Raw genomic sequence first — 19,795 nt, 5'->3', positions numbered from 1 at the left:
GTTTTAACAATGGCTGAACGTCTGAATAACGACTTCCAGTTCATCGATGTCGGGCGCAAGGATCCGAAGAAGAAACTGTTGCGTCAACGCAAGAAAGAGTTCGTCGAAATCTACGAACCGTTCAAACCCCAGCAGTCGGCCGATCAGGCCCACCGCTGCCTGGGTTGCGGCAACCCGTATTGCGAATGGAAGTGCCCGGTGCACAACTTCATTCCCAACTGGCTGAAACTGGTGGCCGAGGGCAACATCCTCCAGGCTGCCGAGCTGTCGCACCAGACCAACACCCTGCCGGAAGTCTGCGGCCGGGTGTGTCCGCAGGATCGTCTGTGCGAGGGTGCCTGCACCCTCAACGACGGGTTCGGCGCGGTGACCATCGGTTCGGTCGAGAAGTACATCACCGACACCGCGTTCGCCATGGGCTGGCGCCCGGACATGTCCAAGGTCAAACCGACCGGCAAACGTGTCGCGATCATCGGCGCGGGCCCGGCGGGTCTGGGTTGTGCCGACGTGCTGGTGCGTGGCGGCGTGACCCCGGTGGTGTTCGACAAGAACCCGGAAATCGGTGGCTTGCTGACCTTCGGCATCCCCGAGTTCAAGCTGGAAAAGACCGTGCTGAGCAATCGTCGCGAAGTCTTCACCGGCATGGGCATCGAGTTCCGTCTCAACACCGAAGTCGGCAAAGACGTGACCATGGAACAACTGCTCGCTGAGTACGATGCGGTGTTCATGGGCATGGGCACCTACACCTACATGAAGGGCGGTTTTGCCGGGGAGGATCTGCCGGGCGTTTATGACGCGCTGGATTTCCTCATCGCCAACGTCAACCGCAACCTGGGCTTTGAAAAGTCGCCGGAAGATTTCGTCGACATGAAAGGCAAGAAGGTTGTAGTGCTCGGCGGCGGCGACACGGCGATGGACTGCAACCGCACCTCGATCCGTCAGGGCGCCAAGTCGGTGACCTGTGCCTATCGTCGTGACGAAGCGAACATGCCCGGCTCGCGCAAAGAGGTGAAGAACGCCAAGGAAGAAGGCGTGAAGTTCCTCTACAACCGCCAGCCTATCGCTATCGTTGGCGAAGACAAGGTCGAAGGCGTGAAAGTGGTCGAGACCCGTCTCGGCGAGCCGGACGCTCGTGGCCGTCGCAGCCCCGAGCCGATCCCGGGTTCCGAAGAGATCATCCCGGCCGACGCCGTGGTCATCGCCTTCGGCTTCCGCCCGAGCCCGGCACCGTGGTTCGAACAGTTCGAAATCCAGACCGACAGCCAGGGCCGCGTTGTTGCGCCCGAGCAAGGTCAGTACAAGCACCAGACCAGCAACCCGAAAATCTTCGCCGGTGGCGACATGGTGCGCGGCTCCGACCTGGTGGTGACGGCGATCTTCGAAGGGCGTAATGCCGCTGAAGGGATCCTCGATTACCTGGGTGTCTAAAAACAACGCAATCCCTTGTAGGAGTGAGCCTGCTCGCGATGGCGGTAGATCAGTCACCTGATGCATTGACTGATACTCCGCTATCGCGAGCAGGCTCACTCCTACAGTTGTTTTGTGTTGCTGCAAAAAATCAGCATTCCAACGCAATAAATTGACCCGATAGACAAAAGGCTGACCCACATCCGTGCCTTTTGCCTCGCGCTCTGAGAAAATGCCCGCACTTTTTTTCCGGATGCCGACATGACTGCCCTGAAGAACGACCGTTTCCTCCGCGCCCTGCTCAAGCAACCCGTTGACGTCACCCCTGTGTGGATGATGCGCCAGGCCGGTCGCTACCTGCCGGAGTACCGCGCCAGCCGCGCTCACGCCGGCGACTTCATGAGCCTGTGCATGAACCCGGAATTCGCCTGCGAAGTCACGCTGCAACCGCTCGACCGCTACCCGCAACTGGACGCGGCGATCCTGTTTTCCGACATCCTCACCATCCCAGATGCCATGGGCCAGGGCCTGTACTTCGAGACGGGTGAAGGCCCGCGCTTCAAGAAAGTCGTCAGCACCCTCGCTGACATCGAAGCCCTGCCAATCCCCGATCCGCACAAAGATCTCGGCTACGTCATGGACGCGGTCAGCACCATCCGCCGTGAGCTCAACGGTCGGGTACCGCTGATCGGCTTCTCGGGCAGCCCTTGGACTCTCGCGACCTACATGGTCGAAGGCGGCTCGTCGAAAGACTTCCGCAAGACCAAAGCGATGCTCTACGACAACCCGCAGGCCATGCACCTGCTGCTGGACAAACTGGCGCAGTCGGTGACCTCGTACCTCAACGGCCAGATCATGGCCGGCGCGCAAGCGGTACAGATCTTCGATACCTGGGGCGGCAACCTGTCGGCAGCGGCGTATCAGGAATTCTCGCTGGCCTACATGAAGAAAATCGTCAGCGGCCTGATCCGCGAGCACGACGGCCGCAAAGTGCCGGTGATCCTCTTCACCAAGAACGGCGGCCTGTGGCTGGAAAGCATCGCCGACGCCGGCGCTGACGCCCTCGGCCTGGACTGGACCTGCGACATCGGCAACGCCCGCGCCCGTGTCGGCGACAAGGTCGCGCTGCAAGGCAACATGGACCCGACCGTGCTCTACGCCAAACCGGAAGCGATCCGCACTGAAGTCGGACGCATCCTGGCCAGCTACGGCAAGGGCAGTGGTCACGTGTTCAACCTTGGCCATGGCATCACCCCGGAAGTTGATCCAGAGCATGCGGGTGCGTTCCTGCGTGCGGTGCATGAATTGTCGGCGCAGTATCACGAGTGATCAGCGCACAATAAAAAACGCCCGGCTAATGCCGGGCGTTTTTGTTTGCACGATCCAATGTCGGACACAGATCAACTGTAGGAGTGAGCCTGCTCGCGATAGCGGTGTGTCAGGCAGCATATTCAGCGACTGACTCACCGCTATCGCGAGCAGGCTCACTCCTACATGGGTTTTGTATCAGGCCTTAACACCCTGCAACGGCGGCAGCTTCGCCAGCTTCAGTGCCACCAGCAGTGCGATCAGCAACAACGCACCGATAAACAAGCCGATCCCGTTCCACCCGCCCAGATGCCAGAACACCCCGCCCGCCGTCCCGGCAATACTCGAACCGGCGTAATAACTGAACAGATACAGCGACGAGGCCTGTCCCTTGGCCGTCAATGCGCGCCGGCCGATCCAGCTGCTCGCCACCGAGTGCGCGGCGAAGAAGCCGAAGGTGAACACCAACATGCCGATGATCACCAGCAACAGAGGCGTGAACATCGTCAGCACCAGCCCTGCAAACATCAGCGCAATGGTCGCCCACAACACTTTGCGCCGTCCCAGCTTGTCCGCGAGCGAACCGATCTTCGCTGAGCTGTAGATCCCAGACAGATAGACCACCGAGAGCAAACCGACAAATACCTGATCCAGGTTGTACGGCGCGGCCAGCAAGCGATAGCCGATATAGTTGAACAATGTGACGAACGCGCCCATCAGCACAAACGCCTCAAGAAACAGCAGCGGCAGCCCGGCGTCGCGAAAGTGCATGGTGAAGCCATCGAGCAGGCTGCGCGGGTGCAACGAGCGGGCGCGGAAGTTGCGCGACTCCGGGAGGATCTTCCAGAACACCGCCGCCGCGATCAGCGCCAGGCCGCCTATCACCAGCATCGCTGTGTGCCAACTGACGAAGTCGATGAGAACTCCAGTGATCAAGCGCCCGCTCATCCCGCCGATCGCGTTGCCGCCGATGTACAAACCCATCGCCAGGCCGATGTGCTGTGGATGAATTTCCTCGCTCAGATAAGTCATCGCCACTGCGGCGAGACCGCTCAACGACAGACCGATCAACGCGCGCATGATCAGCACGCCGTGCCAGCTCGGCATCATCGAACTGGCGATGGTGCACAACGCGGCAGCGAACAGCGCCGCGACCATCACCGGTTTACGGCCGATGCGGTCGGAAATCGGCCCGGTGATCAGCAAGCCGAAGGCCAGCATGCCGGTTGCCACCGAGAGGATCAGGCTGCTCTGCGCTGCATTAATTCCGTATTCGTGCGAAAGCAGCGGCATCATCGGTTGCACGCAATAGAGCAGGGCGAACGTCGCAAAGCCGCCACAGAACAGCGCCAGCACCGTGCGCATGAACGCCGGCGTGCCTTTTTCGATGTAGATCTCCTGCAGCTCGGCGAGGGTATCGTCGCCGGCAGAGGGCGGGACTTCGTGGGCAAGGGGCGCGACAGCAGTTTTCACTTCAGACCTCGGAGGGCACGGCCAGGCAGGCAATGAAAAAATCATATAGCTGGCTAATGTTTCTATCCAATATATTGTTCGACCTGTTTGATAGCTTTGACGACCTATTGGAGCCCCCATGGAACTGCGTCATCTGCGTTACTTCATTGCCGTCGCCGAAGAGCTGCATTTCGGCCGCGCCGCGCAGGTGCTGGGCATTTCCCAGCCACCGCTGAGCCAGCAGATTCAGGCGCTGGAGCAACAGCTCGGCGCGCGATTGTTTGAGCGCACCAATCGTCGGGTCGAGTTGAGCGAGGCGGGCAGGTTGTTTCTGCAAGAGGCGCGGCTGGTGCTGGCGCAGGTCGACAAGGCGGCGGACGTCGCCCGCCGCGCGCAGCTTGGCGAACTTGGCGAGCTGAAGATTGGCTTCACCTCTTCGGCGCCGTTCAACTCGACCATTCCGCAGGCGATCTTTTCCTTCCGTCAGCGCTTTCCGGCGGTGCATCTGAACCTGCGCGAGATGAGCAGCACCATGGTCGCCGATGCATTGGTCGATCAATCGATCGAGGTGGGCATCATGCGTCCGCTGGGCTTGCCGGATTCATTGAGTGTGGTTGAGTTGATGCGTGAGCCGTTGGTAGCGGTGCTCAGTTCCAAGCATCCACTGGCCCAAGGCAGCGACGAAGGCCTGTTTCTCTCGGCGCTGGCGCTGGAGCCCTTCGTGTTCTTTCCGCGCAGCTATGGCAGCGGGCTCTATGCACAACTGCTCAGTCTGGCCCGCGATGCCGGCTTCAGTCCGCATTTTGCACAGGAGGCGGGGGAGGCGATGACCATCATCGGTCTGGTTGCGGCGGGGCTCGGAGTTTCGGTGTTGCCGGCGTCCTATCAGCGGATGCGCATCGACGGCGTGGTCTACCGCCCGCTGCTCGATCCCGAGGCAATTTCAGCGGTATGGCTGGTGCAGCGCAAGGACCAGAAATCGCCGATGGCCAAGGCGTTTGTCGAACTGCTTACGTACAAGGTTGAGCCACTGACGGTGTGAAGGCGGCTGGCGCTTTCGCGAGCAGGCTCGCTCCCACAGTTGATCTCGGGTCAAAACCGAAGTTGCGTATGACGCCCTATTCCCTGTGGGAGCGAGCCTGCTCGCGAAGAGGCCGGAAGCGGCCTGCGCTCCCGAAAGGGGCTTGTGAGACTCTGAGGATCCTGGGTAACCAGCCATCGCAGAGCCAGGCAGGTAATCGGCGATGACAAGCCGACCTGTCTGTGAGAGGGCGCCAAACGGCGCCCTTTGTCGTTTCTGGCGTTTACTGAACCTTCGCCAGATCACCCTTCAACGCAACGCCCGCCATGATCGCGCCGGCGTGGCACTCGTAGGTTTGCGCGTCCTTGCGCTCGTTGCGTTTGTAGAAGCTGACGATGTTGGTCACGGCGTTGGCGCCGGCATTTTTTGCGGCCTGATGCAGGCTGATGATTGCCGATTGGGCGACCCACTCGCAGGCGACTTCGTCAGATTTGTTGAAGGCGTTGGTTTTCTTGTTGGTCACGGCGTCGGGGCTGACGACGGTGACTTTGCCGGCCGGGGTGTTGCCGGCCAGATAGAATTTTACGCTGCCATCGATCTTGCCGGAGCGGGTTGCTTCGGCGACGGCTTTGTCGAACGGCAGGTAGACCGCTGTGTCGCGGGCCTGGCTGACCGCTGGCAAGGCGCAGAGCAACAGAGTGACGGCGGCGAGTTTGTGGAAGTGCATGAAGGTCTCCTTGACCTGGATTGATTCGGTTATGCCCAGCGGCGGAAAATCAACGAAGTGTTGACGCCGCCGAAAGCGAAATTGTTGTTCATCACGTAGTCGTGATGCATCTGGCGGAATTCGCCGCGCAGGTAATCGAGCTTGCCGCAGTGCGGATCGACCTCGTCGAGGTTGAAGGTGTGCACGTACTGGTCGCGGTTGAGCATTTCGATGCTGAACCACGATTCCAGCGCACCGCAGGCACCGAGGGTGTGGCCGAGAAAACTCTTCTGCGAGCTGATCGGCATGTGCTCACCGAACAGGCTGCTGGTGGCCAGTGTTTCGGCGATGTCGCCCTGCTCGGTCGCGGTGCCGTGGCCGTTCACATAACCGATGGCATCCGGGCTGAGGCCGGCATCTTCCAGGGCCAGTTCCATGGCGCGGCGCATCGTGACCTGTTCCGGGCGGGTAGTGTGCTGACCATCGGCGTTGCTGCCGAAACCGACAATTTCCGCGTGGATATGCGCGCCACGGGCGAGGGCGTGTTCAAGCTCCTCAAGCACCAGCATGCCGCCACCCTCACCGATCACCAGACCGTCACGGCCCTTGTCATACGGGCGTGGGCTGGTCTGTGGTGCATCGTTTTTCAGACTGGTGGCGTAGAGCGCGTCGAAGACCATGGCTTCGGTCGGGCACAGCTCTTCAGCGCCGCCAGCGAGCATCAGTGGCAAGCGGCCGAACTTGATCGCCTCGTAGGCGTAACCGATGCCCTGGCTGCCGCTGGTGCAGGCGCTTGAGGTCGGAATCAGGCGTCCGGTGAGGCCGAAGAAGATGCTGATATTGGCCGCGGTGGTGTGCGGCATCATTCGCACATAGGAGTTGGCGTTGAGCCCCTCGGCCACCGAGTTGAGCAGCATGTTGCCGAAAGCCTTGATCTCGTCAGTGCTGCCGGTGGACGAGCCGCAGGCAACGCCCATGCGCCCGTCCTTGATCGATTCGTCGCCGAGCAGGCCTGCGTCGGCCAGGGCTTTTTCCGCCGCCGCGACCGCCAGGCGGGAAACCCGGCCCATGCTGCGCAATTGTTTGCGGGTCCAGTGCGATGGCACGACAAAGTTATCGATGGGGCCGGCCAGACGCGTGTTCAGTTCAGTGAAGCGATCCCACTCGTCCATGCGGCGAATGCCGCTGCGGTTGGCTGCGAAGTTGCCGGCAATGGTCTGCCAGTCGCTGCCCAGCGAGGTGATGCCGGCCATGCCGGTGACGACGACGCGCTTCATCAGCACAGGCCTCCGTTGACTGCCAGAACCTGACGGGTGATGTACGAAGCTTCTGCCGACATCAGGAAATTCACCGCAGCCGCCACTTCTTCAGGGGTGCCCATGCGCTGCGCGGGGATCATTTTCATCAGCTCTTCCACCGGTACGTTTTCGTCGAGCATGGCCGTGTCGATCAGGCCCGGGGCGACGCAGTTAACGGTGATTTTGCGCTTGCCCAGCTCGATCGCCAACGCCTTTGCCGCGCCGATCACCCCGGCCTTCGAAGCGCTGTAGTTGACCTGGCCACGGTTGCCGATCAGACCCGACACCGACGTGATGCAGACGATGCGCCCGGCGGCGCGGCGACGGATCATCGGCATCATCACCGGGTGCAAAACGTTGTAGAAGCCGTCGAGATTGGTGCGCAGGACCACGTCCCAATCGTCATCGCTCAGCGCCGGAAACGCGCCGTCGCGGGTCAGCCCGGCGTTGAGCACTACCCCGTAATAGGCACCGTGGTTGTCGACATCGGCTTCGAGAATGCTTTTGCAGGTGTCACGGTCGGCTACATCGAATTGCAGAATGCGCGCACGGCGACCCAGTGTTTCGATTTCGGCCTGCACCGCTTGGGCTTCGGTCATGCCGTTGCGGCAATGCAGGACGATGTCATGCCCGGCTTGCGCCAGACGCAAGGCAATGGCGCGGCCGATGCCACGGCTGGAGCCGGTGACCAGTACGGATTCAGTCATCGTGCGACTCCTTTGTCTGTTGCAGGTATTGGTTGGCTTCGGGCGGACGGAACACGTTCAGCCGTGCGCTGGCATGAATGCCGTCGCCATGGATATGGCATTCGAACACGCCCATGCCATTGTCGTCTTCCAATGAGCGAATGCCGTGTACGGTCAATTCGCTGCCCGGCGCAAAGGCTTCGACGTTGCACTCGAACTTGCGCGTGCCGAGGAGAAAGCCCAGCTCCACCGGATTGCCTTTTTGCCGCGCGTGGCAACCGGCGAAAGCGGCGACGCTCTGCGCCATCAGCTCGACGCCGACCCACGCCGGCAGGCTACCGTCGGGCAGGTTGAACAGGCCGTCGGGCTTGACCGTCAGGCGGGGGAAGATCTGCTCGTCATCGAAGCGCTCGATGGCGTCGATCAGAATCATGTCGCCGGCGTGCGGCAGCAGTTCGGCGAGCGGCCAGTGGCTCATGGGGCGTCTCCGATTATCAGGCTGACGTTGTTGCCGCCGAAGGCAAACGAGTTGCTCATCAGGTAGCGCGGTGCAATGGACGTCAGGCGCTCGCTCGCAGTCACCCACTGCAGGGGCGGCAGCGCGGGATCGGCCTGGCCGTCCCAGATGTGCGGCGGCAGCGCCTGTTCAGGGTTGTCGGCGCTCAGGCTCAGCCAGCAGAACGCCGCTTCCAGTGCGCCAGCTGCGCCGAGGGTGTGGCCGGTCAGCGGCTTGGTCGACGAGCAGGCGACGCCGTTGGGAAACAGCGCCGCGACCGCCAGACTTTCCATGGCGTCGTTGTGTTGAGTGGCGGTGCCGTGCAGGTTCAGGTAGTTGATCTGCGCGGCTTGCAGATTGGCGCGGCCGAGGGCTTTTTGCATCGCTTGCAGGGCGCCGCGACCGCTCGGCTCTGGCGCGGAAATATGGTGCGCATCCGAGCTGGCGCCTGCGCCGAGCAGGGCAATCCCCGGACCTTCGCCGCGCTGTTTGCTCATCACGAACAGCACCGCTGCTTCGCCGATATTGATGCCGTTGCGGTTGGCCGAAAAAGGATTGCAGCGTTCATCTGAAACGGCTTCCAGCGAAGAAAAACCGTTCAGGGTGAGCTTGCACAGACTGTCGACGCCGCCGCACAGCACCGCATCGCACAGGCCCAGATCGAGCAGACGCTGAGCACTCATCAAAGCGCGGGCGCTGGAAGTGCAGGCGGTGGAAATCACGTAGGCCGGACCGCTCAGTTGCAGCCACTCGGCGAGAAAATTCGCCGGAGCGCCGAGTTCCTGCTGGCGATAGTCATACTCGCGAGGAAACTGCTGCTCGCGGATGTAATGCGCCAGACCCCGGCTCGCCTCGTCGATGCCTGACGTGCTGGTGCCGAGCACGACGCCGATGCGTTCACGGCCATAGGTCTGGATCGCGCGATCGATGTCGTCACGAATCTGCAGCGCGGCTTCCAGCAGCAGTTGGTTGTTGCGACTGCTGTGCTCGATCATTTCGGCTGGAATCGCGGCCAATTCACCGTGCACGGCGGCCACTGGCAGCTCACGCTCGACAACCCGGCCGGCCTCGCGGCGCATCCCCGAACAGTCGCCGGCGAACAGATTGCGCGCGACTTCAGACTTGTCGCGGCCCAGGGCGCAGATTACGCCGAGGGCATTCAGGTAAGCGGTCATGGCGTCGATTCACCTAACTGGGAAACGCGATAGTGCGGGCCTTGGGGCAGATTCAATTCGAAGCTCAACGGTTGTGAATAGCGAACGTTCCAGCGCGCCGGCAGAGAACGCTGATCGGTCTGTTGCCGGGCGTCGGGATAGTTGCGCAGCAGTTCGGCGGACGGGGTCAGGGCGAACAGCAGCGCGGCGAACAACTCCCGCGCCTCGGGATTGGGCGGCAGCAGGCCGTCGGCCTGCCAATGCCCGTCGATCAGTCGCTGACGAGCCTGGGGGATACCCAGCGGATCCATCATCGACCAGCGCGTGCCGGCGCCTTCGCGCTGGATCACCAGCAGCCAGTCCTGACGCTGCCCGGCCTGCTCGCGTTCGATGTGCAGTTGCAGCGGCAGGGGCAGCGTCGGATTGGCTGCTGGCAGCGGTGCCTGGCTGGCACAGGCGCTCAACAACAGGGCACAGAACACCATCATCAACCATGCCACCACCCTTGTAGAAGTGAGCCTGCTTGCGATAGCGGTCATGCATTCAAAATAGTCATTGGCTGACCTACCGCTATCGCGAGCAGGCTCACTCCTACAGGTTATGCGTTGCATCAGATAGCACCCGCAAGCGGCTTGCGCGCTACGACATTCACCAGCGTCTCTTCGCGTTCGCCAAACGGCTTGGGCTTACGCAACCCTAACCGCTCCAGCAAGCCAAAGTCCTTCGACCGGCTCCACCACAGGTACGGGTAGGAAACATTGCGCTCGGCAAACTCGAAACCCTGCTCGCGAATCATCTGCAGATACCCGGCGGCGCTCTTTTGTACGTGCATCGGATGACGGAACAGCCAGCGGATGACCCAGGTATCGATATAAGCCTCGGTGGACTCGGCGAACAGCAGATAGCCGCCCGGTTTCAGCACGCGATAGAACTCGGCCAGGGCTTTTTCCTGCTCGACCAGATGATGGAAGGTCTGGTGACAGAACAGCAGATCGACGCTGGCATCGGCGACCTGGAGCGTGGCGCAATCGCTGCCGATCAACTCGACCGGCATGCCCAGGCGCGCAGCCTCTTCGCCGCTCAGGTGCAGGCTGTGCGGGTCGGCGTCGACGCCGATCAGGCGCTGCGGGGCAAAGGTCTGGCGCAAGTGAGCGAACGACTTGCCTTGCCCGCAACCGGCGTCCAGCAGCACCGGCTGTTCCGGCAGCGGCTCACAGAACAACTCACGCAGATCATTGATCGCCACGCGCAGCACATGGTGCTGCCAGGTGTGGCTGCGCAGGAACCAGAAGCCGAAGCGGGTTTCCTCGACGTAACTGTCGCTCAGGTAATTCATGAGGCGTCCTGCGCGCAGAGTTCGGAAATCATCTTCAGCCGGCGCCGCGCTTCGCTGACGAACGGGTTGCGCTCGTCCCAGGCGTAGCCGGCGAGAATCGAGCAGATCATCCGGCGAATGTCCGCCTGGCTGTCCTCGTAGAAAATCACGTCCTGAAAGGTACCGGCGTACCAGCCTTCGACGTAGCAGCGAAAGGTGTCGACGCCGCGTTTCAACGGCTCGGCAAATTCCCGTTGCCAGTCGACCGTTTCACCCTGCAACTGACGGTTTAGCACGCCGGCAGCCATGCTTGCCGAGCGCATGGCAATGGTCACGCCGGAGGAGAACACCGGATCGAGGAATTCCGCGGCATTGCCCAGCAGGGCGAAGCCCGGGCCGTGCAGGGTTTTCACGTTGGCCGCGTAACCGCCGAGGGTACGCGCCGGGGTGTCCCAGACCGCGTTGTTGAGAACCCTGGCGAGGCTTGGTGTTTCGGCGATGAAACTGCGCAGGCAGGCATCGAGGTCGCTGTCGCGGCCCTGGAAATGTTCCTCGGCCGCGACCACGCCCACGGAGCAGCGACCGTTGCTGAACGGGATGGTCCAGAACCACACGTCGCGGTGCTGCGGGTGAGTGGTGACGAGGATTTTTTCCCGGTCGAACGCCGGGCTGTCGATGTGATCTTCAACATGGGTGAACACGGCCTGACGCACCGGGAAATTCGACGGCGCTTCGAGGTCCAGCAGACGCGACAGCACGCGGCCGTAACCGCTGGCGTCCAGGACGAAATCGGCTTCGACGCGGTACTCGCTGCCATCTTCGCGGCGCACATCAAGGAGTGGTTTCGCCTGATCGAAATCGACGCTGACGATCGCATCGCCATAACGGATTTCCGCACCTTGCAATGCTGCTTGGTCGGCCAGCAACTTGTCGAAATCGGCGCGCTGCACCTGGAACGTGGTCGGCTTGCCGGCGGTGAAAGTGTCGCCAAAATCGAAAGCGCTGTAGCGCTCGCCCCAGGCAAACGCCGCGCCGGTCTTGCGCTGGAACCCGGCGGCGTTGACGGCGTCGAGCATGCCGGCTTCTTCGACGAAATCCAGGCAATGGCTGAGCAGGCTTTCGCCGATGGAGAAGCGCGGGAAGTGCTGACGCTCGAGCACCAGCACATCGTGGCCCTTGCGCTTGAGCAGGGCCGCGGCGATAGCGCCGGACGGGCCGGCACCGATGATCACGACCTGACGGGATTCCATTTCAACGATTGGCACGTGAGCTCCGGGGCAAAGGACTGTTCAGATTCAGGGGCGCGCGATGCAGGCCGATCAGGGCCGGCAGCAGCGTGGCGATCAGGCCCATCAGCATCAGCGCGAAATACAGCGCCGGGGTGATGAGGTGTTGTTGCAACAGCAGGTTGAGAAAGACGATTTCGCTCAGGCCGCGAATGTTCAGCAGCACGCTTTCGCGCCAGCGACTGGCGCCCGCGAACGACGCGCCTGCCCAGCCGAGGCCGAGCCAGTTGCCGAGCAGTTTACTGGCAATCGGCAACAGCAGCAGCGCCGCCCATTGTCCGCCGTCGAGACTGGCAAGAGCGCTGTGCACGTCGATCTGGACGATGCCGAACGTAAGGATCAGCGGGATCGCGATCCACACCTGCAAACGGCTCATCCAGCGCGCCGGCAATGGCAGCACCAGCGGCACTTTCAGCACCGCCATGCACAGCAGATAGCCGATGCCGAAAATCAGTGCGTTGAGTTTGTAATGCTCGGCCATGACCAGCAGCGCGAAGAATCCGAGGCTGTAGGTCAGCGGGCGACGCACGCGTAGCAGATACAGGAACAGCGGCACGCCAGCCATCGCCAAGGGCAGCAACAGGCTGCTCAGCTGCAGGCTGCCCTGGGCGAGGCCGAACAGCGTCCAGCAGGTCAGGTCGATGAGGATTGCGGTCTGCACCAGTCGCCGGGTGGCGGCCGGTGGGTAATCGATATGGCGCAAATAAAGGTACAACACCGGGATCGCAGTAATGGCGAAGACCAATCCGATCGCCAGTGAGTTGAGCCATGGCTGCGCGGGCAACAGCCAGTGCGCGGCTGCCAGACCGCAGGTGAATGGCACGATGAAACTCGGCAGGGCAATTTTCACGCTCTGACGATCGAGTTTCAGGTCGATCACATCGCTGAGAATGTGCCCGAGCAGCAAGGCGAAACTCAGGCTGTAGAGGTTTTTCAGCCAGTCCGGCGCGATCAGTTGTGCACCGCTGAGCTGCCAGCCCGGTTCGATCCAGAAGTACATCAGCAGCGGCAAACCGAAGCTCGCCAGTAGCAACTGACTGACGATCGGAATCAGGCCGAAATGGCGGCCGATCCGGGTCGCCAGCGCAAACAACGCCAGGGCCAGCAACCAGAAGCCGGCAACCATCATGCTGCTGTCTCCGAAACCGTTTCATGGCGCCCGGCCCACGGCGCGAGCATGAAGCTGAACGCCAGACCGAGGCTTACCGACAGGCCGAAATTGCTCACCGCCGGCGTGCTGGACACTGCCAGCAGGCCGAACGACAGCCATGTCGTCAGCGCCGCGAGCAGGGTGCCGAGCAGGCTCACCGCCGCGCCGCCCACCTGTTCACGCATGAGGATCGCGTAATCGACGCTGATCGCCGTCACCAGCAGCAGGCCGAACAGGCTGAACAGAGTCAGCGGCTGACCGAGCCAGCCGAGGCTGGCCAGACTGCACAGCGCTGCCAGCAGCGGCAGGGCAACGATACGCAGCGCGCCGGTCAGGCCGAACGGCAGAATCAGCACCAGCACGATCAACACGCAGGAGGCCAGTTTCAGTTCGGCGGCGCTGATCTGCGTGGCGGCGAACACTTTGTTCAGATCACCGAGGCGATCGACCAGCACCACTCCTGGCAAGTCCAGCGCCTGCACGCGCAGCAACGACGGATTGTTCAAGCCCTGCAGGCTGGTCATTGCCGCAACACCGTCTTCAGTCGGGCCAAGCCATAGCGTGCGATACGGCTCACCGAGCGGGCCGGCCAGCGCGGCGTCGATGTCTTCGGCGGGCAGGGTCTGCAACTGCTGCAATTCGTTTTGCAAAGCCGCCGCCGGCACGCCGAGGTCGAGCAGCGGTTGCCAGAACAATGGCAGCTTGCTCAGTGATTCGCGCACTTGCTGTTGCTGGCTCGGCGCGCTGACCAGTTGATCGAGGGCGAGAAAGCCCTGCAGCTTGTCGAGGTTGACCAGTTGCTGCAAACGCTCGCTCAGCGCCGCCTGGCGCTCAAGCAATTGCTCCTGATTGGCGGCGCGAATGAGGAAGAACTGGCTGGTCGGTTGGAAACCGGTGATGCGCGCGATGGTCTGCGCTTCGTCGGTCAGATGCTGCGGCGCCCCGACCCATTGGCGGATGTCGTTCTTGCTTTGCAACTGCATCAGACCGCCGACGCAGAAGGCGATCAGCAGGGCCAGCAGCACGGGCGTGCGAATGCAACCGAGCAGCGCTTCGCGCAGATGAATCAAGCGTTCGGCCAGGCGCAGCGGCCATTGCGCCGGGCGCAGTTCGACATTTTTCAGCAGTGCCGGCAGCAGACAGACCGCCGACAGATAGGCGCCGAGCAAACCGGCGGCGGAGAAAACGGCGATCTGCGTCAATGCCGGGAACGGGGTCCACGCCAGCGCCAGATAGCCGATGACGCTGGTGATCAGGCTCAGGGTCAGCCCCGGCAAAGTCAGGCGCAGGGCCGGCCAGCTGCGCCAGGGCTTGAGGCTCCAGCTCTTGGACAGATAGTGCAGCGGGTAATCCACGGCGACGCCGATCAGGCTCGAACCGAGCACCAGAGTCATCACATGCATGTGGCCGAACAGCGCCACGCAGGCCACCGCGCCGAACAGCATGCCCACCAGCACGGGAACGAAGGCCAGCAGCACGCGCCAGCGACGAAACGCCAACAGCAGCAACAGCAGAATCCCGACCGTCGCGCCGCCGCCGACCCAGGTCATTTCGCGGGTGGCCTGTTGTTGGCCGTTAGCCGCATAGAGCAGGCCACTGGCGGCAAGCAACTGCACGTCGCTTTTGGCTGCCTGTTCACGGCTGTGCTGGAGCAGATCCGCGACTTGCAGCGGCAGGTTCATGTCGAAGGCGTTGCCGGTGGTGCGCGCCCGCAGCATCACCCAGCTCTTGCCGTCGGCTTCGGCGATCAGTGCGCCGCTGCCGATGTCCAGTTGCACCGCGCCGTGTTTCGGCTGGCTGTTCTGGATGCGCCCGGTCAGGCCCAGCCAGTCGTCCTGACTCGGCACCAGGGTAAAGCCGTTGAACGGATCGAACAGCGCCTGCACCCGCTGCTGGATGAACACGTCGGGGTGTTCGCTGAGCAGCTGCCGATCATCCGCCGAGAGCATCGCCAGGCGCCCTTGCAGCAATTGCGTGCGTAGCGCTGGCAAGTCGGCTTGCAGATTCCACTGCACGGTTTCGAACAGACCGCTGGCCTGCCATTGCTCGCCCAATTGCCGGGCCATGGTCAGTGCTTGCTGGCGATCGGCGTGGCCGACCAGTACCAGCATTTCGCGGTTGAGCGGCTCCTGCATACGCTGCTCGGCGCGCAATTCCAGCGCGTCGGGATTGGTCCCGGGCACCAGCTCCATTAGGTTGGCCGACAACGGCGCACCGTCGCGCCACTGCCACGCGGCCAGCGCGACGACGGCCAGCAGCAGGCTCAGAAACAGCCAGGGCAGCCTGCGTTCACTCGGCAAAGTCATGTTGCTCCGCTTCGCTCAAGGGTTGCTCGGCGGTGCTGTCCTGCATGCGCAGCAGGGTGCTGTCGCCCTGGGTTTCCAGCAGTTCGATGGTTTGCACCAGAGCACCGCCGTCGATATTGATTTGCTGGAACACCTGCTTGAGCAGCATCGAACGCGGGGTCAGGGTCAGCCTCCATTGTTGCGCCGTGCCGCTCAGGGCCAGCTCGAAATCCCGTTGCAAACCGCTGCTGTCACCTTGCAGCACGGCGAGGAACAGCCGGTTCTGCTCGGCGCCGGCGCTCTTGTTCGGCAGCAGTTGCCAGCCGTTGTTGTCGCGGCGGGCGATGCCTTTGGCGGTGATGCGGTAGTCCTGTTGCAGCGGGGTTTTCAATAGCCACAGCAAGCCATGCGTTTTCGCGAGGACGAAGCTGCCCTTGCTGATCAGCGGCTGCGGCAGGGCGCGCAGGTGTTTTTCCTGAATGAACTGGCCGTGGATAACGTCCGGTTTCGCCAGTTGTTCACTGAGCTGTTGCAGGTCGAAGGCATGGGCCCATGACGACACGGCCAGCAGCGTCAACGCACCAAGGCTTTTGAAAAACATATTCATCGCAGCATCCTTTCCACGGCATCGGTGAAGACTTTCGGTGAAGCCAGCTGCATCTCGCGGCTGCTGACTTCGACGGCGACCTGCACCGAGCTGGCGCGGGTCAGGCGCTCGCCGGTCTGCAGGTCGGTGATCAGGTAATTGATCTTCAGGCGGTTTTCCCACTCGACCAGACTGGCGCGCACATTCAGCCGTTGACCGAACACCGCGCTGCGCACGTAGCGCAGCTGCAGGTCGATGATCGGCCAGGCGTAACCAGACTCGACCATCTGCGTGTAGTTGTGGCCGATCTTGTCCAGCAGCGCGCAGCGCGCCACTTCCAGGTATTTGACGTAATGGCCGTGCCAGACCACGTGCATGGTGTCGACGTCGAAGAACGGCACCAGAATCTCGGTATCGGCGTGAAGCACTCCGGCACTACGCATGCAGCCTCCAGTGTTGCGCGGCGATGCGTTGCAGGCACAGGCGCAATTCGCCTTCCAGCGCGCGGTCTTCGATGACCGGCGGGAAGTCTTTGCCGAGTTCTGCGTGCATCGCCGCCAGCGCCGGCGGCAGCGGACGCGCATCGAAGGCTTGAGCGCGCAGCCACACGCCCTGGTTGGCTGCGAGCAGCGTGGCGGCGGCAACCTGCTCGGTCAGCTCCAGCACACGAATCGCATCACGGGCGGCGATGGTGCCCATGCTCACCTTGTCCTGGTTGTGGCATTCGGTGGAGCGCGAGAACACGCTGGCCGGCATGGTGTTTTTCAGCGCTTCGGCGGTCCAGGCACTGGTGCCGATCTGCACCGCCTTGAAGCCGTGATTGATCATCGCCCGATCGGCGGGCGCGCCGGACAGGTTGCTCGGCAAGCCGTGGTTGTAGCGCTCGTCGACCAGCAACGCCAGTTGCCGATCGAGCAGATCGGCGACGTTGGCCACAAGGTTTTTCAAACTGTCCATGGCGAAGGCGATGTGCCCGCCGTAGAAGTGCCCGCCATGCAGAACGCGCTCGGCTTCGGCATCGATAATCGGGTTGTCGTTGGCACTGTTCAGTTCGATTTCGATGAAACCGCGCAGCCAGTTCAGGCTGTCGGCCAGCACGCCGAGCACATGCGGCGCGCAACGCAGCGAGTAACGATCCTGCAGACGATGCAGCGGCGCAGTTGGCGCGTCGATCGCCAGATCCTTGCGCAGCCATGCGGCCACCTGCATCTGCCCCGGATGCGGCTTGGCGGCGAACAGGCGCTCGTCGAAGTGCTCCGGATTGCCCTGCAGCGCGACGACGTGGAGGGCGGGGATGCGTGTGGCCGGTTGCAGCAGATACTCGGCGCGGGCGAAGGCGAGGCAGGCGAGGCCAGTCATCACCGCCGTGCCGTTCATCAGCGCCAGCGCTTCTTTCGGGCGCAGTACCAATGGCGTCCAGCCGAGTTCGCGATGCACATCGGCAGCCTGACGACGCTCGCCGCGGAACATCACTTCGCGCTCGCCGGACAGGGTCGCGGCGACGTAGGACAGCGGGGTCAGATCGCCGCTGGCGCCGACCGAGCCTTCCTCGGGAATCAGCGGCAGGATGTCGTATTCGAGAAACGCGTGCAGACGCTCGAGCAGTTCGACCCGAACCCCGGAAACGCCGTGACACAACGACTGCAAACGCGCTGCCAGCACCGCGCGGGTGGCTTGCGCGTCGAGCAGCTTGCCGAGGCCGCAACCGTGAAAAGTATAGAGATGACGCGGCAGCGCCTCGACGTGATGCAGCGGCACCGCGACCACGCAGGAATCGCCGTAACCGGTGGTGACGCCGTAGATCACCCCTTCCTTGTCCAGCAGCGAATCGAGAAAACGCGCGCCCTTGGCGATGCGCTCGCGATAGTCGGCGTCAGCCTGCAACTGCACGGGCGCCTGACGGTTGGCCAGGGCCAGCACGTCTTCGATGCGCAGAGGGCGTTCGCCGAAGGTTACCGGCTCATGGGTTGGCGTCGTCATCGGTCTTCCAGAAAGGGTAAAAGTTGAACCATTGCTGTGGGGCTTCGAGGCAATAGTGACTCAGGCGCTGCGCGTAGCGGGTGGCCCACTGATGAATGACCTGCTCGCGCTCGCGGCGTGTCCACACCACCGCGTCGGCGAACGGTTCGAGAGTCAGGCGATAGTGGCCTTCAGGTTGCTTGAGGCACATCAGCAGATTGACCGGGCACTTGAGCAGACCGGCCAGCAACCACGGGCCTTGCGGGAACGGCGCCGGATGGCCGAGAAAATCCACAGTGACACTGCGCCCGCCGTGCAGCGGCACGCGGTCACCGGCGATCGCCAGCCACTCGCCGCGCTCCAGCCGTTCGTGCAGTTGCAGCATGATCACCGGGTCGAGTTCGCTGACCTGAATCAGGCGCAGATTGGTCGCCCCGGCCTCACCAAGCAGGCGGTTGAACTGCTCGGCGTGCTTGGTGTGCACCAGCACGTTCATGGTGACCTTTTCGCCGATCTCCGCCAACGCCCGGCACACTTCGAGATTGCCCAGATGCGCGCCGACCAGCAGTTGTCCGCGACTGCCGCGCAACTGCTTGCGCAGCAGCGCCGGGTCGATGATTTCGATCTGTTCGATGCTCAGTTTGCCGTTCCACACATCGAGCTTGTCGAGCAGCGAATCGGCGAATGTCATGAACTGGCCGAATACCCGCCGGTGGCTCGGGCGCAGGTCGTCACGCTGACTCCACTCGGCCAGACGCTGCTGGTACTGCCAGGCACTGCGCCGGGCGATGCGGCCGAAGAGGAAAAAATACAGCACGATGGCGTACAGCAACGGACTCAGCAGGCGCCGGCCAAGCACTCTGGCGGCGAATGCGGTGAATTTCATCAGCAGGAAACTGCCGCGTTCTTCGCGGTCGGCCCAATGCTTGTTGTCGACTTCTTCGCTCATGGTTTCCACCGCCGCCAGAGGATCAGCGGCCAACGCAGCAACATGCCGAAGAACAGCCGCGTGTGCATGCTGGAGATCAGCGCGTTGTCGTGGAACAGGCGAAAGTGCGACACGCCGTCCAGCGGGTAATGCACGCTGGTCTGCAGCCAGCGCATCGGCTGATTGCGCCAGGCCAGGCGCACGAGAATGTCCGAATCGAAATCCATGCGTTTGCCCACCTTGGCCGAGTCGATCACTGCCAGGGTCGGCGTCAGCGGGTAAACGCGGAAGCCGCACATCGAATCGCGAATCTGCAACGACAGGCTGTTGATCCACACCATCACGTGGGTCAGATAGCGCGCGTACAAACGTCCTTTCGGCACGCTCTCGTCAAACAGCGGATAGCCGCAGATCATCGCCTCCGGATGAGCGCGGGATTCGGCGACGAAGCGCGCGACATCGTGCAAATCGTGCTGGCCGTCGGCATCGACCTGCAAGGCATGGCTGTAGCCCAGGCGCGAGGCTTCGCGCAGACCGGTCATTACCGCGCCGCCCTTGCCCTGGTTGGCGGTCAGGCGCACCAGGTGCACGTTGTCGCGTTCGGCCAGAGCGTCGAGGACTTTTGCGCAGGAGGGCTTGCTGGCGTCGTCCACCAGAATGCATGGCAGACCTTGGGCGAGCAGAGCATCGACCACGGTGCCGATTGCGGTTTCGTGGTTGTAGACCGGGATTACGGCGCAAGGGTTATGCATGGAATA

Annotated in this window: 19 protein-coding genes; 3 read left to right on the top strand and 16 right to left on the bottom strand. The window is 62.5% G+C overall.

Annotation, left to right across the window (positions count from 1 at the left end):
- Positions 1-9 precede the first annotated feature (9 nt).
- Together AEQ63_RS10190 and hemE are read left to right on the top strand one after the other, a co-directional pair.
- On the top strand, positions 10-1,428 hold the full coding sequence (locus AEQ63_RS10190; RefSeq protein ID WP_007909438.1) for an FAD-dependent oxidoreductase: 1,419 nt from the start codon (positions 10-12) through the stop codon (positions 1,426-1,428).
- Positions 1,429-1,668: 240 nt separating this feature from the next.
- Positions 1,669-2,736, top strand: a complete 1,068-nt coding sequence (gene hemE / locus AEQ63_RS10185) for a uroporphyrinogen decarboxylase (protein ID WP_025110257.1) — start codon at positions 1,669-1,671, stop codon at positions 2,734-2,736.
- Positions 2,737-2,913: 177 nt separating this feature from the next.
- Here the strand turns inward: hemE and AEQ63_RS10180 are convergent, their stop codons facing one another.
- Complete coding sequence (locus tag AEQ63_RS10180; RefSeq protein WP_064363260.1) at positions 2,914-4,188, bottom strand: MFS transporter; 1,275 nt, start codon at positions 4,186-4,188, stop codon at positions 2,914-2,916.
- Between the two features lie 118 nt (positions 4,189-4,306).
- On the opposite strand from AEQ63_RS10180, the gene AEQ63_RS10175 reads away from it, so the two are divergent.
- On the top strand, positions 4,307-5,209 hold the full coding sequence (locus AEQ63_RS10175) for a LysR family transcriptional regulator (RefSeq protein ID WP_042608701.1): 903 nt from the start codon (positions 4,307-4,309) through the stop codon (positions 5,207-5,209).
- Between the two features lie 262 nt (positions 5,210-5,471).
- Here the strand turns inward: AEQ63_RS10175 and AEQ63_RS10170 are convergent, their stop codons facing one another.
- From AEQ63_RS10170 to AEQ63_RS10100, 15 genes are all read right to left on the bottom strand, one after another.
- Positions 5,472-5,915, bottom strand: coding sequence for a hypothetical protein (locus tag AEQ63_RS10170; protein ID WP_064363258.1), 444 nt, complete (start codon positions 5,913-5,915; stop codon positions 5,472-5,474).
- Positions 5,916-5,944: 29 nt separating this feature from the next.
- Complete coding sequence (locus AEQ63_RS10165) at positions 5,945-7,171, bottom strand: beta-ketoacyl-ACP synthase (RefSeq protein ID WP_064363256.1); 1,227 nt, start codon at positions 7,169-7,171, stop codon at positions 5,945-5,947.
- Positions 7,171-7,899, bottom strand: a complete 729-nt coding sequence (fabG, locus tag AEQ63_RS10160) for a 3-oxoacyl-ACP reductase FabG (RefSeq protein ID WP_064363255.1) — start codon at positions 7,897-7,899, stop codon at positions 7,171-7,173. The genes AEQ63_RS10165 and fabG overlap by 1 nt, the downstream gene beginning before the upstream one ends.
- Positions 7,892-8,356: a hotdog family protein gene (locus AEQ63_RS10155; protein ID WP_064363253.1), complete on the bottom strand. Its 465-nt coding sequence runs from the start codon at positions 8,354-8,356 to the stop codon at positions 7,892-7,894. Before AEQ63_RS10155 ends, fabG begins: the two co-directional genes overlap by 8 nt.
- Complete coding sequence (locus AEQ63_RS10150) at positions 8,353-9,549, bottom strand: beta-ketoacyl-[acyl-carrier-protein] synthase family protein (RefSeq protein WP_064363251.1); 1,197 nt, start codon at positions 9,547-9,549, stop codon at positions 8,353-8,355. The genes AEQ63_RS10155 and AEQ63_RS10150 overlap by 4 nt, the downstream gene beginning before the upstream one ends.
- The gene (locus AEQ63_RS10145; RefSeq protein WP_371919859.1) at positions 9,546-10,016 is read right to left on the bottom strand and encodes a hypothetical protein; all 471 of its coding nucleotides are present in this window, start codon (positions 10,014-10,016) and stop codon (positions 9,546-9,548) included. Before AEQ63_RS10145 ends, AEQ63_RS10150 begins: the two co-directional genes overlap by 4 nt.
- A gap of 122 nt (positions 10,017-10,138) precedes the next feature.
- Positions 10,139-10,864: a class I SAM-dependent methyltransferase gene (locus AEQ63_RS10140; RefSeq protein ID WP_064363246.1), complete on the bottom strand. Its 726-nt coding sequence runs from the start codon at positions 10,862-10,864 to the stop codon at positions 10,139-10,141.
- Positions 10,861-12,108 (bottom strand): NAD(P)/FAD-dependent oxidoreductase, encoded by a 1,248-nt coding sequence (locus tag AEQ63_RS10135; protein WP_064363244.1) that lies wholly within the window; start codon positions 12,106-12,108, stop codon positions 10,861-10,863. Before AEQ63_RS10135 ends, AEQ63_RS10140 begins: the two co-directional genes overlap by 4 nt.
- A complete protein-coding gene (locus AEQ63_RS10130; RefSeq protein WP_064363241.1) occupies positions 12,095-13,258 on the bottom strand; it encodes a sodium:proton antiporter in 1,164 nt (387 codons plus the stop codon). The genes AEQ63_RS10135 and AEQ63_RS10130 overlap by 14 nt, the downstream gene beginning before the upstream one ends.
- Complete coding sequence (locus AEQ63_RS10125) at positions 13,255-15,585, bottom strand: MMPL family transporter (protein ID WP_064363240.1); 2,331 nt, start codon at positions 15,583-15,585, stop codon at positions 13,255-13,257. The genes AEQ63_RS10130 and AEQ63_RS10125 overlap by 4 nt, the downstream gene beginning before the upstream one ends.
- The gene (locus AEQ63_RS10120; RefSeq protein ID WP_064363237.1) at positions 15,569-16,171 is read right to left on the bottom strand and encodes an outer membrane lipoprotein carrier protein LolA; all 603 of its coding nucleotides are present in this window, start codon (positions 16,169-16,171) and stop codon (positions 15,569-15,571) included. Before AEQ63_RS10120 ends, AEQ63_RS10125 begins: the two co-directional genes overlap by 17 nt.
- Positions 16,168-16,593 carry an acyl-CoA thioesterase gene (locus tag AEQ63_RS10115; protein WP_042608713.1) on the bottom strand — a complete coding sequence of 142 codons (426 nt, stop codon included), beginning with the start codon at positions 16,591-16,593 and terminating at the stop codon, positions 16,168-16,170. Before AEQ63_RS10115 ends, AEQ63_RS10120 begins: the two co-directional genes overlap by 4 nt.
- Complete coding sequence (locus AEQ63_RS10110) at positions 16,586-18,130, bottom strand: HAL/PAL/TAL family ammonia-lyase (RefSeq protein ID WP_064363235.1); 1,545 nt, start codon at positions 18,128-18,130, stop codon at positions 16,586-16,588. Before AEQ63_RS10110 ends, AEQ63_RS10115 begins: the two co-directional genes overlap by 8 nt.
- On the bottom strand, positions 18,111-19,058 hold the full coding sequence (locus AEQ63_RS10105) for an LpxL/LpxP family acyltransferase (protein WP_064363232.1): 948 nt from the start codon (positions 19,056-19,058) through the stop codon (positions 18,111-18,113). The genes AEQ63_RS10110 and AEQ63_RS10105 overlap by 20 nt, the downstream gene beginning before the upstream one ends.
- The gene (locus AEQ63_RS10100) at positions 19,055-19,789 is read right to left on the bottom strand and encodes a glycosyltransferase family 2 protein (protein ID WP_064363409.1); all 735 of its coding nucleotides are present in this window, start codon (positions 19,787-19,789) and stop codon (positions 19,055-19,057) included. Before AEQ63_RS10100 ends, AEQ63_RS10105 begins: the two co-directional genes overlap by 4 nt.
- Positions 19,790-19,795: the final 6 nt, after the last annotated feature.

The organism is Pseudomonas sp. RIT-PI-o (assembly GCF_001297215.1).
Classification (GTDB): Bacteria; Pseudomonadota; Gammaproteobacteria; order Pseudomonadales; family Pseudomonadaceae; genus Aquipseudomonas; species Aquipseudomonas moraviensis_A.
This window is presented reverse-complemented; position numbering and strand designations above follow the sequence as displayed.